The sequence below is a fragment of the Blautia sp. An46 genome (genome assembly GCF_002161645.1).
Taxonomy (GTDB): Bacteria; Bacillota; Clostridia; order Lachnospirales; family Lachnospiraceae; genus Blautia; species Blautia ornithocaccae.
In genome coordinates this window covers 16,804-33,428 of the sequence record NZ_NFIF01000001.1, presented here as the reverse complement: position 1 = coordinate 33,428, position 16,625 = coordinate 16,804, and the positions used below count along the sequence as shown (strand labels likewise).

Sequence of the window (16,625 nt, the reverse complement as noted above, 5' to 3'; positions counted from 1 at the left end):
ATATGATTACTGTCCGTTCTGGCTATCCTGAGCAGAACTCTGGGCATCACTTCTGGCTCCTAATGTTACCGTAACTGTCTGTTCCTGGTACTGTCCGCCTTCAGCCCGGGATATGACTATCTCTACCTGCTCTCCTGCCTGATAGTAGGACAGCTGATTGGTCAGATTATCATAAGTCTGTACCGTAGTTCCGTCAAACTTCTGGATGATATCACCCTGCTGGATTCCAGCCTCTGCCGCTGGTCCGCCTTCCTCAACACTGCTGACAAACACACCAACCGGCATATTATACATCTCCTCGGTATTGCTGGTCACATTGATACATGTGATTCCCAGATATGCTGCCTGGCTTTCATCTTCAACTTTCTGCCTTGTTTCTCTGTTCATCAGTTCATCCAGGATTGGCTCTGCACGGCTGATCGGAATGGCAAATCCCATACCTTCTACTGAGCTGGATGCGATTTTAGAAGAGTTGATACCCACTACTTCTCCATTCATATTCAGAAGAGCTCCACCGCTGTTTCCAGGGTTAATAGCCGCATCTGTCTGGATAAAGGTCCCATCTACATCATCAGAACTTACCTGTTTATTCAAAGCGCTTACATAACCGGAAGTAACCGACTGTCCATATCCTAAAGCATTTCCAATAGCCACTACCTGCTCACCTACTACCAGGTCATCTGAGCTTCCCAGATTAGCTATTGCGATTTCATTAAGGACATCTTCCGGAATGTCTGAAAGGTTTACAGAAACTACTGCCAGGTCGTTATCCACATCTGTACCCTTCACCTGTGCAGTTACTGCTGTGCCGCCTTCCAGGTCTGTGCTGCTTCCTGAATCAGAGCTGGTATTTTCCACATCACTTTGAGAGCTGGCTGCTGTTCCATCCTGGTTTGTAAAGCATACGCTCAGGCTGGTGGCGCCTTCTACCACATGATTATTCGTTGCAATCAATAACTCTGTATCATTCTGCCCTACGATGATGCCGGAACCACTGCTTTCAGTTTCCTGTTCCTGGGTTCCTCCGCCATAATTAAAGAAGTATCCGTAGTAATTTGGAATCTCCTGTACGCTGATACTGGTAATTGCTACAACAGAAGGCATAACATTGGCAGCCACCTGAGCAACACTTCCCTGGGAAGAAGAATCAGAAGATGCTGTACTGCTATTTGTCAGCTGAGCCTGGGCAATCTGTGTATTTTCTTCCGGCGTCAGCTGATCGCCTACATAATTTACTCCCTGGAAAACAACTCCTGCTACCAGTCCGAACACTGCTGCACAGGCTGCTGCGAATCCAAGCTTTCTGGCAGCTCCTGAAGTATTCTTTTTCTTTTTTGCTTTCTTTTCTGGCGGGACAGGGGTAGCAAACTGATAAGAAGAATAACTGTTTTTCTTTTCTCCTGCTGGTTCCCTGGCAGTGTTATCTGCTGTTTCCTCTGTACTTCTGTTTTCCGTTCTTGGCTCAGAAGCTTTCCTGTAAGTACGGGCATAATAAGGATTTTCCTCACTAGGCGCTTCCTGGGGTTCCTGCATATTCTGCTGTTGAGAATCTGTTTCACTTTCCTGAGAATTTCTCATAACAAAGGATTCTCCTTTTGTATAAGATTCTTCATTTTGATTTTCCACAGGTTTTTCCGTTCTGTTATCGGGCTCTGTACCTGTGCCATTTATATTTTTAAATTCGTCATTCATAATTTATGCTTCCTTTCCTCAGATTATCTCTTTTTCTTTTTACATGACTAAGTCTATCAGTCAATTGTGTTCAAATTGTGATAAAAAAAGTAAGAAAAAGTGAAATTTAATTCTTTTTTTCCCAGTAATCCGGGCTCATGGTAAACTTCATCACCAGTCGCCTGGGTAATTTTCGATAGTTTTTTCCCATTCTGTATCCCAGAAATTTAAAGGCACTGCTGAAGACCAGCTGAGGGAAGAGCCAGGGTCTGCCTTTCTTTATAAGATAGCGGCAGGTACTTTTTACCAGGCGGATTCCCTCCCCCTCCGAAGGAACATCCTTGAATATCTCCGGATGATCTGCCTGGGATACTGCAAGGTCAAAGTTCCGCTTAAACTGCTGTAGCCAGGTATAATTGTGTGAGTGGATCACCTGGGCATCTGCGGCATAGAACACAGCATATCCTGCCTTTATCAGATTTCCGGCCATGATCATATCCTCGTTAAAAATCGTGGGAAATGTAAAACCACCCATTTTTTCATAAGCCTCTTTACGATATGCAGCGCACACATTAGAACAGAAAAAAGTTTTAATTCCCAGTATGGGAATGTCTTTTCTGGTCTTTCTCCTGCTTTTCTCAGGATAATTAAAAGAACGGGTATATCGCTCAATAAGCCTGCAGTCCTTATCCGGAAGCTGTCTGCCATAGACCGCCCCCACCTCAGGGTCTCTGAAAGGTTTGAGAAGATTCTCTATGGTACATGTATCTGCCGGTACCGCATCTTGCGTAAAATATATCAGAAATTCACTGTCTGCCATTTCCGCCGCCTGGGCTCTGGTTCTACCATGATCAAATTCTTCTTTAGAAATATGGATGACTTCTGCCTGCTCCATTCCTCGGAGCACAGAATCTTTCCAGAATTTCTTCTCTGTATTCATAATAAGGATTTTATCCGGGGGGAGCGTCTGCTTCTTCAGACCTTCCATAAGTCTGAGAAATTTATCTCCCGGTTTATAGGTAGGGATAATTACTGTAACGCTCATATCTTTTCTCCTCTTTGTAGATTTCAGTAGCTTTTTGTATACGAAAGAAAAGGAAGGGCCTTCCAGCACCTCCCTTTTCTCTCCCAAAAACTTATTCCTTAATAGTATTCTTCTTCAATATCATAACTGCTGTCATCCTCTGTATTATAGCTGTAGCTTTCTGCAGAGGAATCCTCATAACTGCCGGTATCTTCTGAGCTGTCGCTGCTGTCTTCAGAGGATTCTCCATCATCCAAGAGATACTTTCTCTCATCTGCAACATAACTCTCCCCGAATCCGGTGCGGTCTACCACAAAATCACTGCGGATAGTTACTGTCTCAGAGGGCTGATAATCCTCATCGGAAAACAGAAATTCATGGAGATATTTTACATTTGTTTCCAAAGTAGTAGGAATAATGCAGTCCAGTCCTGTAACTGGCACTGTAAGGTCTCCTCCCATTACATAATCTACAGGAAATCCGGTATTTTCTCCCATACTATAAGTCAGGATACTGGTTCCCAGACGGATCAGCTGTGACTTGGAGAAATTTGTCTGTATAAGGGGAAATACCTGATCCACAATGTCATTCAGGGTAGTCAGACCGGCTGATTTCGCCTTTTCTGCCAGAAGGTCCAGTACCAGGCGCTGCCTTTCTGTCCTGCCCTGGTCTCCCGAAGCAGTCTGACGGATACGGCAGTAGGCTGTAACCTGAACTCCATTGAGATGATAGGTTCCCAAAATCTGTGACTGGTCCTCCGGTGCAGGATCCGGTTTTTCAATTGGGGTATAATCCATCCCTGTCTGTTGGGAAGTTTCTACACAGTGATTGTTCATATGTTCAATTTCTTCATAGGACATTGGAATATCCAATCCGCCCAGGCAGTCTACCACTGTAGCCATAGCGCTGAAATCCACAGCTACATAGTTCTCAATGTCCAGATCCATGTTAGTATTCATCATATTCACCGCCTGCATGGGGCCACCCCGGAGATAGGCAGAATTGCATTTATTATAAATACCATTACCGTATTCATCCTCATCTACCCGCATATAGGTGTCCCTGTACAGAGATACCAGGCGCACTTCCTTGGTATCATTATTGATGCTGGCTATGATGGCCGTATCACTGTTTCCATAGGCTCCCTCGTCCTCTGCACGCTTATCCACTCCAAACAGGGCAATGTTCGTATAGCCGCTGAGCACTTCGCTTCCCGCTACAGACTCATTAATCTGCACTTCCTGTTCATCTGCCGCCTGAGTAAAGTTCAGGCTGTCCATTCTTTTATTAATCTGAGTATATAAAAATAGAACTCCAACCAGCAGGATCAGTACAAGAATCTCAACTCCGAAAAGGATTTTTCTACCTATGTGTCTCTTCTTTTTTTTCATCTTAGACATCTTCGTTCCCCTTTATCACTAATACGCATTTTTATTTACAAATCCTTTAAAAAAGGTCAAAAATAAAATCTTTACATCCAGTCCCAGTGTCCAGTTTTCAATATAGTAAAGATCATATTCTATTCTTTTTCGGATAGAAGTATTTCCTCTGTATCCGTTTACCTGAGCCCAGCCAGTAATTCCCGGACGTACCTGATGTTTGATCATATATCTGGGAATCTCTTCTTTGAATTTTTCGACAAAAAAAGGCCTTTCCGGTCTGGGGCCTACCAGACTCATCTCCCCTTTTAATACATTAAAAAACTGAGGCAGCTCATCAATGCTGGTCTTCCTCATAAATTTACCGAATCCGGTTACCCTGGGGTCATTCTTTACTGTCCATCGGGTTTTTTCCTTCTCCGGTGCCTGAACTTCCATAGAACGAAACTTGTACATCATAAATGGCTGATTATGAAGTCCTACTCTCTCTTGCTTAAAAATCAGAGGTCCCGGAGACGTAAGCTTGATCATAATTGCAGAAAAAAGCATCACCGGTGAAAAAATCACAATAGCAACCAGAGCGCCTACAATGTCCATGACCCGTTTTAAAAACGCATAATAAGTATTTGTCAGCGGTACATGTCTTATATTGATCACCGGAAGTCCCAATATATCCTCTGTATATGGCTTAGTCGGTATAACTCTATTATAATCAGGAATAAACTTTGTATGCACTCCTGACTTTTCACACAAAGCTACGATTTCTTCCAGACGGCTGTATTCATTCAGTCCCAGAGTAATTGCAATCTCATCCAGGCGGCTCTGAGGCAGGATTACCGTCAGATTTGCAATCCTTCCCAGCACCTTTACTCCTTTATACTCTGTTCCCGCTTCAATATGGTCGTCCAGGATTCCTCGTATCTTATATCCCCACTGTGGATTTGCAATGATCCTGTCTATATATTCTTCTGCCGCATGGCTGTATCCAACGAGAAGGATATGCTTAAGATTATAGCCTTTCTTCCGCATACTCATCAGAAAGTACCGGATCAGATTTCTGAGTCCTGTCTCCATCAGGATATTCACACAGTAGAAAATTGCCAGGAGTTCTCTGGAAAAGTGCATCATCTTAATAAGATACAGCACTCCAAGGATCAGGGCGATCCCAACAGTATTGGCTTTGACAATATTCCACATTTCCAGTCTTCTGCCCTGGACCCTCTTAGGAGTATACAAGTTGAATATATAGTATAAGAGCAGATATACCGGCACGATAGGCAGTATAGCCACAGCATAAGTCCTGAAGGGAAGCCCTCCTACTTCCTGGTCCATAAACAAAAATTTAATCACCCAGGCAATAAAGTAGGCTGCTACAATAACAAAAGCATCCAGCACCACGTGGAGGCGGTTAAAATGCTTTTGATTTTCTTTTATCAAGGTATTATCACCCTCTACTTAATCATGTAACACATGTAATATTTTCTTAATAATATATCACACTTCTACTAAGAACGCAATAATTGATTAAATCCACACATTTGTTATTTATTTGTGGTGATCACGTAGGTCGGGACAACCTTCTGTACAGCTTCCTTAATCCGGGGGCTGTCCTCCCTGCTAAGCTTATCCAGAATTGCCAGCTGTTTCTTAAACTCTTCCTCATCAAATTCAATGGGCTTTCCGATATGAATGAGCTTGTTGTCTGTATCCTGGAGACCCTCTTCGCTCATAAGCAGTTCTTCATACAGCTTTTCTCCCGGACGGAGACCTGTAAATTCAATTTTAATATCTTCCCCTACCTTATAGCCGGAAAGTTTGATCAGATTTGTGGCCAGATCCAAAATTTTTACCGGTTTTCCCATATCCAGAACAAAGATTTCTCCTCCCTTGGCATAAGCACCTGCCTGCAGCACCAGGGAAACAGCTTCCGGAATGGTCATGAAATACCGGATGATATCCGGATGAGTAACCGTTACCGGCCCTCCTGCTGCTATCTGTTTTTTAAACAGAGGAATTACACTGCCGTTGCTTCCCAGCACATTTCCAAAGCGTACCGCCACAAAATTGGTTTTTGAATGTCTCGCAAACATCTGAACGATCATCTCACACATCCGCTTAGAAGCACCCATGATGTTTGTGGGGTTCACAGCCTTGTCTGTAGAAATCAACACAAATTTCTCTGCCCCGTATCTGTCTGCCGCCTCTGCTGTCTTAAAGGTTCCGAACACATTGTTTTTGATTGCTTCATTGGGGCTGTCTTCCATAAGGGGAACATGTTTATGGGCTGCCGCATGATAGACAATGTTTGGCCGGTATTTATCAAAAATGTTATTCATTCTGTGGGTGTTTCTCACAGAACCGATCAGCACCTCCAGATTTAGCTCAGGAAATTTTCTTTTTAATTCCTGCTGAATCTCATAGGCATTATTTTCATAGATGTCCAGGATGATCAGCTGTTTTGGATTATGAGCTGCAATCTGTCTGCACAGCTCGCTGCCGATAGAGCCGCCTCCTCCAGTTACCATTACGGTTTTATTCTGTACATATCCCATGATCTCATCCAGATTTACCTGAATGGGTTCCCTTCCAAGAAGATCCTCGATCTGGACTTCCCTCAGCTTAGATACGCTTACATCTCCATTGATGAATTGATAAATGCCTGGAATAATCCTTGTCTTACACCTGGTCTCTTTACAGATATCCAGTATCTCTTTCATCTTCACATTCCCGAGAGAAGGAATGGCCACAATAATCTCCTGAATATTATATTCCTCAACTTTATCGGGAATATCCTCTCTGGTACCTACGATAGGAACTCCTCTGAGATATTTTCCCTGTTTTGCCGGATTATCGTCAATGATACATTTTACTTTCAGGTTCAGATATCTGCTTTCCTCTGTTTCCTTTAAAATTGAACTTCCTGCAGCTCCTGCACCGATAAGCATAACATTGACTCTTTTCTTTCCGCCCCCGGTAATGTCCGTCATCTTTTCGCTAAGGATATTTAAAATAACATAAGAAAAACGCACACAGCTGGTACCCATGACCATAGCAAAATAGTAGATCAGGTAGGAGGATCTGGGCAGTGTCAGTTTCAGCAGACATGCGCAGGTTACCTGTATTGCAGATGCTGCTGCATTACCCAAGATAATATTGACCAGCTCACTGGAGCTGGCGTGTCGCCACACACTCCTGTACATTTTTGCGACAGCAAACACAATCAGGGTTATCATTGTATTTGGCACTGTATAACGCAGAACCTGCTCCATATCCGAAACCGGAATACTGTTGAAGCTGAACTCATACCGGATAAAAAGCCCCAGAAAAGAAGCAATCTGTATAGTAAGAATGTCCAAAAGCATAAGGAGAAAAACCTTGCTTGACATAATTTGACCCTTTTTCCATTTCATAGTAAATTCCTTCCTTTGTACTTACTTCATAAGAAATTTTCCCAGATTTCTGTATAGCTCCATCTGTATTTTCAGATACTGCAAAGGCGAATCCGCCCGGAATTTTTTTCTTCTGTTTTTTAAAGAAATCGTGACCCCGTTTTTCAGCCCCGCCACATACTCTCTCCCAAAGCCCTTTACGGTAAAAAAAGCAGTTTTAACAGCAAAGCCCAGAAGGAGCAGCGGAGAATTCCAGATGATCTGGAGAAGGGGCATATTTTTATAAATAAGATACACATTGTTTCTGGAAGAGTACCTGACCTTAAACAGATTATATCTGGATCCAGTGGTTCCGCTTCCTACATGAAGGACTTTTGCTTTGGGACAGAACCAGTTTTCATAGCCCAGGAGTTTTCCTCTGTATCCTATATCCATATCTTCCAGATAGGCAAAATGCTCTTCGTCAAACAGCCCAGTCTTATCTAAAAGTTCCCGGCGGTAGACAGCCGCCCCTGCACAGGATGCAAAAATTTTCTTTTCCCTCTCATAGGCTTTTTCCTGCTTACCTTTTCCATCTGCAAAAGCCCAGCCCAGGGCGCAGTAATAGTTTCCCGCATCATCAATCTTATCCTTATTCTTCATCTGGAGCAGTTTTCCCTGGCAGGAAAAAGCTCTGGGTTTTTCTTCGATTGCCCGGATCAGTTCCCCTACAAAGTCTTTATCTGCAATGGTGTCATTATTGAGGAGTATCACATAGGGACTGGAGGAATTTCTGATCCCCTCGTTCACTGCTCCACAAAATCCTGTATTTTCCTTCAAGGCTATCAGTCTCACCCAAGGATATGCTTTCTCCACATACTCCTGGCTTCCATCCTGGGAACCGTTGTCTATCAGCAGTACCTCAAAATCCCGGAAGCTCTGTACTTTCATAGCTTCCAGGCAGTCTTTTAAATATCTTTTCCCATTATAATTAGGGATTATCACCGAAACCTTACACATGTTCCTACCTTTCAGTCTTTTGGGCGCAGAGAGTAATTCCACTTGGCAAGAGAAAGATTTTTATTGTAATAAGGATCTCCCTCCTTTAAAAGTTTCTCCCATCTGCAGCGCATAAATTCTATTTCTGTCTGAAATCTGCGTATTTTCTCTTTATTGTCTTCTGCCCCCCGGCTTTTTGATTCGTAATGATATAATTCTACATAGGGGTCATATACTACCAGATATCCCAGTTCCCTTACCCGCAGACAAAGGTCTACATCATTAAAAGCCACACTCAGAGTTTCCTCAAATCCCTGAACTGCTTCAAACACCTGTCTTTTCATCATCATACAGGCTGCCGTCACTGCACTGAGGTCTTGTATGATGGAGGCTTTATGCATATAGCCAGACCTCTCTCTTGGCATATCCACAAACATATGGCCGGCAATTCCTCCAATGCCTATTACTGTTCCGGCATGCTGAATAGTGTTATTTCCATAATACAGCTTTGCACCTACAACTCCGGTGTCTTCTCTCTGGCAGAATCCCAGCATTTCCTCTATCCAGTCGGAAGTAATCACCTCTGTGTCATTATTAAGGAAAAGAAGATATTCCCCTTTTGCCTTCGAAGCCGCATAATTATTGATAGCAGAATAATTAAATTCTTTCTTCCATCTGAGAAGCCGTATTTTGGGATTCTCAGACAGCTGTCTGTAATAATCAAAAATTTCCTGAGAGGTACTGTTATTCTCCACAATGAGAATTTCGTAATTACTGTATATGCTCCTTCCTAATATAGAAGTTATACACTTTTCCAGATCCTCTCTGGCATCTTTATTGGGAATGATAATGGAGACAATGGGAGTGCCGATAACCGGATACTTCACTCTGTAAAATCCATAGTCCTTTGTCTGTGTCACAGTTCCTGTAAGGCCGCTTCTTTTTAAATTGTCTTCTATTGCCCTTTTTCCAGCCTCAAAAGCATATAGCTTACTCTCCGGATTATCCGCAGTGGAGGACTCATGAGTCCTCCAGTGATAAAGGATTTCCGGTATATGGCAGATTTTCTCTGCTTTCTCTGTACAGCGGAAAATAAAGTCGTAATCCTGAGCACCGTCGTAGTCTCGGCGGAATCCTCCTGTTTTCTCCAGAATACTCTTTTTTACGACAAAAAAATGACAAATATAATTATTGGATCTTAACAGATCAGGGCTGAAATCCGGCTTCAGGTGGGGCTGAAAATGCTCCAGTTCCTCTCCTCTTACCTTATCCTCATCTGTATAGATAACCTCTGTATCCGGCTCTCTCTCCAGAGCGCTGGCAACTTCATACAAAGCGTTGGGTGCCAGCAGGTCATCATGATCCAGCAGTCCTACATAGTCCCCTGTAGTCATTGCCAGAGCTTCATTGGTATTTTCTGCAATCCCCTTATTCTCCTCCAGTTTTTTCCACCGGATTCTTTCATCTTTCCTGGAATATTCCCTTAAAATATATTCCATTGAGGCATCCTTGGGACTGGCATTTACAATACAAAGTTCCCAATTTTCATAGGTCTGTTCCAATACTGAGTCCATCATCTGACGCAGAAACTTTTCCGGAGTCTGGTAAGCCGGTACAGCTATACTGATCTTAGGCGGATTTTTCCATTTTCTTTTTCTCTGTTTTTCCAGTTCTTCCGGGTCCGGTCTGTATTCCTCATACCAGGGACCATAGGGTATCTCCTCAGGCTCAAAACGTTCATGAAGCCTTATCCAGAATTCTTTAAAACCAAAATGTTTCAGATAACGAAACCCCTTCTGAATGGTATATGGCGAAAGCCTCCCTAAAATTCTCCCCCATTCTAATTTTCCAGTAGGCATTACCCTTCACCTGCCTTTCCTGTTCTCATTCATCTGCTTATTCTAACACATTTTCTGTTTAAAGAAAACCTTTATTGTGCTATAATGAGCGGGAACTGCCCTGACCGGGCCGCCTTTTCATATTTCATTTTATATAAAGGAGGAACTTTTGTGAAGAAAAATATATTGCTGAAGCCTCTTTGCTGTGTTCTGTCGGCTTTTATCCTTATGCTGAGCTTCTATTCTCCGGTGGAAGCAGCAGAATTTCCCGCAAGCTGGCCCCAAGCCCCTGAAATCGCCGAAGAAACCGGTGTTCTGATGGAAGCCTCTACAGGACAGGTTCTATTTGATAAGGGAATGGACGAAATCCGTTATCCTGCCAGTACCACCAAGATCATGACGACTCTGCTGATCCTTGAAAATATAGAAGACCTTAGCCAGACCGTAACCTTTACTGATGTGATCACTCCTGATCTGGAGCCCGGAAACTCTACGATAAACGCCCAGGTCGGAGAACAGCTTACCGTAGAGCAATGTCTCTACGCCATTATGCTGGCCTCTGCTAACGAGGTTTGCACCCAAATGGCCGTTTATGTGGCCGGATCTGTTGAAAATTTTGTAAGCATGATGAACCAGCGAGCTTCTCAGCTGGGCTGTCAGAATACCCACTTTGTAAATGCCAATGGCCTGCCTGACCCCAATCACTATACTACTGCCCATGACTTAGCCTTGATCCTGGCTGCAGCAATCCAAAACGAAGATTTCTGCCGTATCTCTGGCTCCGCCACTTACACGATTCCTACCACCAACATGACTTCATCTCCCAGGAATCTTGAAAATTCAAATGCCCTTATCAACGATAGCGAATATCATTACGACGGTGTCATAGCGGGCAAAACAGGTCATACAGAGGCAGCCAAAAATACTCTGGTCACCGCCGCCGCCCGTGACGGCATGACTCTTGTATGTGTAGTTCTCCGTTCCGATGGTGAAAACCGTTTTATAGATACGGTCAGTCTTTTCGACTATGGATTTGAAAATTTCCACCTTTCTCCAGTTTACTGGCTGAACAGCGAGGAACCTGCAGGATATGTGGTCCTGCCTAAAGGGGTGGAGAGCAATGTACTCACTGTCAAAGACAGCGACAGTGGAGATACAAGAACACGTACTTATTCCTATCAGGGGGTAGATCTGTACAGTGCTCAGATCAGCCTTCCGGTAAGTTTTGAGCAGGAAGCAGATATCCCGTCCTCCTCCTTCTATCAAATCCGTGGATGGGATTATGTTCTGCCTGGCATGGGTGTAATCTTAGCACTTAACAGTATTGTGGAGATAGTACTTATCATGGTAGCAATTAAGGAAAATCGCAAAAAGAAATCTGCCCGGCGCTGAAAAAAACAGGACCATTCTTTTTTTGATGGAATGGTCCTGTTTTGTATCTTATTCATTTCTTTTACGCAGAGAACAATCGCCTCTTTTTAAAGTCAGATTTTTATTGTAAAAAGGATCTCCTTTTTCCAGGATGTCCGGCCACTTTTCCTCAAATCTCTGTACTTCTCCTGCGAATCGTTTTTTCTGAGCTTCGGTTTCTTCCCTTCCTCTAGACTTTGATTCATAATGATAGAGCTCTGCATAGGGTGTAAAGACTACCAGCTTTTCGGCTTGTCTTACCTTCATACAGTAATCTACATCATTAAATGCCACCTGGAAACCTTCATCAAATCCTTCCAAATTTTGAAACAGTTTTCTCTTTGTCATCATGCAGGCAGCTGTCACTGCACTGTAATCCTGAACGCTGACTAATCTGGCAAAGTATCCGTATTCCTCTCTGGCAAACCCACAGAAAATGTGTCCGGCTACTCCTCCCAGGCCAATAACAACGCCTGCATGCTGAACAGTGTCATCAGGATAATACAATTTTGCTCCTACCGCGCCTACGTCTTCCCTCTGACAGATACCTAGCATTTCTTCTATCCATTTTTCAGATATGAGTTCCACATCGTTATTTAAAAATAATAGATATTCCCCTTTAGCATAAGTTACAGCAAAATTATTAATAGCTGCATAATTAAATTCTCTTTTCCAAGTAAGTACCTGTATATTTCCATACCGTTCTTTCACTTTTTCATAGTATGCAAAAGTCTCTTTTTTCTCGCTGTTGTTCTCTACTAGAATAATCTCATAATTGTCATATGTTGTTTTCTCATAAATAGATTTTAAGCACTTATCAAGATCCTCTATGTGGTCTTTGTTGGGAATAATAATGGAAACAACAGGGTGACCTGATATAGCATACCTTGTTCTATACCGTCCAAGCAAAGGCGTCATTTCTACCTCTGCCTGAATCCCCATTCTTTCGTAATGAGCCTCCAGCGCCTTCCTTCCCGCCTCAAAAGCATACATTTTACTTTCCGGATTTCCTGCTGTAGATGCAGGATGATTTCTCCAATGATAGAGTATTTTAGGAACGTGCTGGATATTTTTCGCCTGCTCACAGCAGCGAAGTATAAAATCATAATCCTGAGCCCCATCGTATTCTTTTCGGAGCATGCCAGCCTTATTCACTATTTCTCTCTTTACTGTAAAAATGTGACAAATATAATTATTAGAACGCAGCATATCCAGATTAAAATCCGGTTTGAAATGGGGTTCATAATAATGTCCTCCATCCATGGTAACTTTATCCTCATCTGTATACACCACATCAGTGCCGGGGTTTTCATTTATTGTGTTTACTATCTCAAACAGTGCATTGGGCGCCAGTGTATCATCATGATCTGAAAACATGATGAAATCTCCTGATGCCATCTCAATAGCACGGTTCGTATTTTCTGAAATCCCATCATTTTTTTCCAGTCTCTTGTATCGAATCCTGGACTCTTTCCCATATGATTTTTTTATAAATTCTTCTATCTTTTCATTATCGCTGCCGTCTGCCAGACACAGCTGGAAATTTCCATATGTCTGTCCTATAATAGATGCCAAAAGCTCATCTAAGTATGAGATAGGCGTATTGTACAACGGGATAACAATACTGATCAAAGGAGCATAGGAGAATCTTTTTCTCCTCTGCGCATCCAGTTCGGCTTCGCTGAGTTGGTTTTGAGCAAGCCACTTCTCATAAGAATAGGGGCGGTTCTTCTGAGCTTCTATTTTCTTTACAAGCTTTTTCATAAATCCCGCTATCCCATAGGTACGAATATACTGCAGTCCCTTATTATAATATCCCCTGACTTGTCCGCCTGCAATCTTAGACTTTTGCAGGCTTATGTTCCGGATTGTACGGCACTTTCCACCCTCAAATACTATTCTGATGCTTTTTTCCTGTTCAAAAGGGATTTCTGCTAAAAATCCAGTAAATTTTCCCACGTCCCATTCATGGAACTGTTCCTGCACATCCCGGCGGTTCACCTGCTCTATTTTGCATTCCAGTTTATTTCCTCTGCTGTCTGTAACGTAAATATTCAAAGGAGAATGATAAACGGCCCAGCCGCTGACTACACATATCTTTTTTTGAAAATCTATATCCAAATAGTCAATATAATATTGGGGCATATTTTTTTTTCGCTGAATATCCGCAGCTTTTCCTGAAAACCAACGGTATCTTTTCCCATCCTTGCAAATAAACACCAATATTTTTTTATATGCTCCTAGATTTTCCGGAAGTTCAATTTCAACTGTAGATAAATTTTTTTCTTTTGTTAAGACAAAATTATCCTGCCTTTTTTGATCCAGGTACACTTCCAGTCTGCATTCCTTTGGAAGATATCCCTGAATAAAATATTTATTTTTATCTGCCAGGCTAAATCTGTCTCTGACTACCTCTATCATTTCCCTTTCCATAAAATCTCCTTATCGTTTACTCATCAGCTGTCCGCAAAGAACAGTCTCCTTTTTTCAGTGTCAGATTTTTATTGTAATAAGGATCTCCTTTTTTCAGGATTTCCGGCCATTTCTTTTCAAATCTGTGTACTTCTCCAGCAAAGCGCTCCATCTGTGCCGCAGTCTCTTCTTTACCTCTGGACTTTGATTCATAATGATATAGTTGGGCATAAGGAGTAAATACTACCAATTTTTCTTCTTTCCGCACCTTCATGCAATAGTCTATATCATTGAAAGCCACCTGGAATTTTTCATCAAAGCCTTTGACCTTCTGAAACAATGCTTTTTTCGTCATCATACAAGCTGCAGTCACTGCACTGTAATCCTGAGCGCTAACCAATTTCGCACAATAACCATATTCTTCCCGCCCTGCGCCGCAGAAAATATGTCCTGCTACACCGCCAAGTCCAATGATCACTCCAGCATGCTGGACTGTGTCATCTGGGTAAAATAACTTTGCTCCTACGATACCTACATCCTCTCTTTGGCAATATCCCAGCATTTCCTCTATCCAGCCTTCAGTTATGATCTCCACGTCGTTGTTTAAAAATAAAAGATATTCACCTTGGGAATACGACACTGCATAGTTATTAATTGCGGCATAATTAAATTCTTTTTTCCAGGTAATAACCTTGATATTTTCTTTCAGATTATGCAGCATCTCATAATAGGCAAAAGTCTCCTTTTCCTCGCTGTTATTTTCTACAACAATGATTTCATAGTTATCATAAGTGGTTTTTTCCCAGATAGATTTTAGGCATTTGTCTAAGTCTTCCACATGATCTTTATTAGGAATGATGATAGAGACTTTAGGGCGCCCCGTTACAGTATAGATTGTCCTGTACCTGCCAAACAACGGGGTAAGTTCCACTTTAGCCTGTATTCCAAGTCTCTGATAATGTGCCTCCAAAGCTTTTCTTCCAGCCTCAAATGCATACATCTTACTCTCTGGCTTTCCTGCAGTAGAGTTAGGATGGGAACGCCAATGATACAAGATTTTAGGGATGTGGACAATTTTCTTTGCTTTTTCACAGCATCTTAAAATCAGGTCGAAATCCTGAGCACCGTCATATTTCGGGTCAAATCTTCCAGCAGCCGCTAAAAGTTCTCTTTTCACAACAAAAATATGACAGATATAATTACTGCTTCTTAAAAAGTCAATATTATAATCCGGTTTAAAGCTGGGATCAAAATAGTCCTTGCCATCCATTGTAACCTTATCTTCATCAGTATAAATAATATCCGCATCTTTGTTTTTATTGATAGCTTTTACTATTTCAAACAAGGCATCTTTTGTTACCACATCATCATGATCAGATAACATGATAAATTCCCCGCTGGCCATATCAATAGCAGCATTTGTATTTTCAGAGATTCCCTTATTTCTTTTCAATTTTTTATAGATAACTCTGGGCTCTTTTCCGTATTTCTTTGTAATATATTTCCCCACATTTTCTTCAGAGCTTCCGTCTGCAAGACAGATTTCCAAATTTTCGTATGACTGATCCAGCAAAGATTCCATGATCTCTCTCAAATATTTTAAAGGCGTATTATATAAAGGGATAACCACACTAATCTTAGGCCTGTAGGAAAACTGATGTTTTCTCTGGCGTTTAAGTACAGGTTTTGTTGCGCTGTGCTGTTTAAACCACAAATTATAATCCCCGTACTGAGGATTCATTTGTACTTCCAGATAATTATAGAAAGCTTTCCAGCCATATTTTTTAATGTATTCCCTGTTCTGCCCAAACTTCTCTCTTCCCAGGGCATTTAAAAGCCGCCCTTGTCTGGAACTGTCAAATTCTGCTTTTTTCAGATCCACCGGTATTCGCTTTTTCACATATTTATTATCTATACATATAAGAATACGACGCTCCTGATTTTTTTCCCGGTCTATAGTAATCAGAAAGCCCGACTCATAATCCCGATTTTCCAACTGAAATTTCTGGTTCACATCAGGACGCACCATTCTCCGAATTTCACAATCCAGTTTCTCATGGTTTTCTTTTTCCACCCAAATAGTTTCTCCTCTTTCCGGATCAAAGGCCCATCCTCTTATGCTCCCTTTCTTTTTCTGCACAAGAATTTCATCCAGATTATAAAAAATTGTATTTCCATACTCCTTTTTTATCTTCTGGACTTCCACTGAATAAATTTCCTCTTCCCCCTGGGAAAAAGCTGCAAAAAGCCCAATTTCTTTATATTGTTTTATAATTTCTTCCAGATTTGAAATGTATACAGCAAATCCTGAAACATCTGATACTGAAGGATCTCTCAAAGCCTTACCCACATCTTCTCTGCAGACTTTTTCCAGTCTGCAGGGTATCTCAGTATTCTTATCCCCACGCACCTGAATGGAATATGGTCTTCTGTCTTTAAAGACACACCAGCCTTCTATTTTATATTCTTTTTCTTTTCCCATCTCTATCTGTGCTTTATCAATGTTTTTCAGTAAATCACTCAT

The 16,625-nt window shown here is 41.9% G+C and carries 10 protein-coding genes; 1 reads left to right on the top strand and 9 read right to left on the bottom strand.

The window, feature by feature from the left end; translation table 11 throughout:
* Positions 1-6 precede the first annotated feature (6 nt).
* From B5G00_RS00120 to B5G00_RS00090, 7 genes are all read right to left on the bottom strand, one after another.
* Entirely contained in the window at positions 7-1,692 is a 1,686-nt protein-coding gene (locus B5G00_RS00120; RefSeq protein ID WP_242971237.1) for a S1C family serine protease, read from the bottom strand.
* A gap of 106 nt (positions 1,693-1,798) precedes the next feature.
* On the bottom strand, positions 1,799-2,716 hold the full coding sequence (locus tag B5G00_RS00115) for a glycosyltransferase family 2 protein (RefSeq protein WP_087267616.1): 918 nt from the start codon (positions 2,714-2,716) through the stop codon (positions 1,799-1,801).
* 98 nt (positions 2,717-2,814) lie between these two features.
* Positions 2,815-4,095: an LCP family protein gene (locus tag B5G00_RS00110; protein ID WP_087266731.1), complete on the bottom strand. Its 1,281-nt coding sequence runs from the start codon at positions 4,093-4,095 to the stop codon at positions 2,815-2,817.
* Between the two features lie 18 nt (positions 4,096-4,113).
* Positions 4,114-5,511, bottom strand: coding sequence for an undecaprenyl-phosphate glucose phosphotransferase (locus B5G00_RS00105; protein ID WP_087266728.1), 1,398 nt, complete (start codon positions 5,509-5,511; stop codon positions 4,114-4,116).
* 104 nt (positions 5,512-5,615) lie between these two features.
* Positions 5,616-7,484 carry a polysaccharide biosynthesis protein gene (locus tag B5G00_RS00100; protein ID WP_087266725.1) on the bottom strand — a complete coding sequence of 623 codons (1,869 nt, stop codon included), beginning with the start codon at positions 7,482-7,484 and terminating at the stop codon, positions 5,616-5,618.
* 21 nt (positions 7,485-7,505) lie between these two features.
* A complete protein-coding gene (locus tag B5G00_RS00095; protein WP_087266722.1) occupies positions 7,506-8,462 on the bottom strand; it encodes a glycosyltransferase family 2 protein in 957 nt (318 codons plus the stop codon).
* A gap of 11 nt (positions 8,463-8,473) precedes the next feature.
* Complete coding sequence (locus tag B5G00_RS00090) at positions 8,474-10,300, bottom strand: glycosyltransferase family 2 protein (RefSeq protein ID WP_087266719.1); 1,827 nt, start codon at positions 10,298-10,300, stop codon at positions 8,474-8,476.
* Positions 10,301-10,450: 150 nt separating this feature from the next.
* Between B5G00_RS00090 and B5G00_RS00085 the strand changes: the two genes are divergently transcribed.
* Positions 10,451-11,671: a D-alanyl-D-alanine carboxypeptidase family protein gene (locus B5G00_RS00085; protein ID WP_242971236.1), complete on the top strand. Its 1,221-nt coding sequence runs from the start codon at positions 10,451-10,453 to the stop codon at positions 11,669-11,671.
* A 48-nt stretch (positions 11,672-11,719) separates the two neighbouring features.
* Here the strand turns inward: B5G00_RS00085 and B5G00_RS00080 are convergent, their stop codons facing one another.
* Together B5G00_RS00080 and B5G00_RS00075 are read right to left on the bottom strand one after the other, a co-directional pair.
* A complete protein-coding gene (locus tag B5G00_RS00080; protein ID WP_087266714.1) occupies positions 11,720-14,122 on the bottom strand; it encodes a glycosyltransferase family 2 protein in 2,403 nt (800 codons plus the stop codon).
* 16 nt (positions 14,123-14,138) lie between these two features.
* Positions 14,139-16,625 carry a glycosyltransferase family 2 protein gene (locus B5G00_RS00075; RefSeq protein ID WP_087266711.1) on the bottom strand — a complete coding sequence of 829 codons (2,487 nt, stop codon included), beginning with the start codon at positions 16,623-16,625 and terminating at the stop codon, positions 14,139-14,141.

Excerpts from the sequence above, each read along its gene's own strand:
- B5G00_RS00120 (WP_242971237.1), bottom strand. The coding sequence starts at position 1,692 with ATGAATGACGAATTTAAAAATATAAATGGCACAGGTACAGAGCCCGAT.
- B5G00_RS00075 (WP_087266711.1), bottom strand. The coding sequence starts at position 16,625 with ATGAGTGATTTACTGAAAAACATTGATAAAGCACAGATAGAGATGGGA.
- B5G00_RS00090 (WP_087266719.1), bottom strand. The coding sequence starts at position 10,300 with ATGCCTACTGGAAAATTAGAATGGGGGAGAATTTTAGGGAGGCTTTCG.
- B5G00_RS00110 (WP_087266731.1), bottom strand. The coding sequence starts at position 4,095 with ATGTCTAAGATGAAAAAAAAGAAGAGACACATAGGTAGAAAAATCCTT.
- B5G00_RS00115 (WP_087267616.1), bottom strand. The coding sequence starts at position 2,716 with ATGAGCGTTACAGTAATTATCCCTACCTATAAACCGGGAGATAAATTT.
- B5G00_RS00095 (WP_087266722.1), bottom strand. The coding sequence starts at position 8,462 with ATGTGTAAGGTTTCGGTGATAATCCCTAATTATAATGGGAAAAGATAT.
- B5G00_RS00100 (WP_087266725.1), bottom strand. The coding sequence starts at position 7,484 with ATGAAATGGAAAAAGGGTCAAATTATGTCAAGCAAGGTTTTTCTCCTT.
- B5G00_RS00080 (WP_087266714.1), bottom strand. The coding sequence starts at position 14,122 with ATGGAAAGGGAAATGATAGAGGTAGTCAGAGACAGATTTAGCCTGGCA.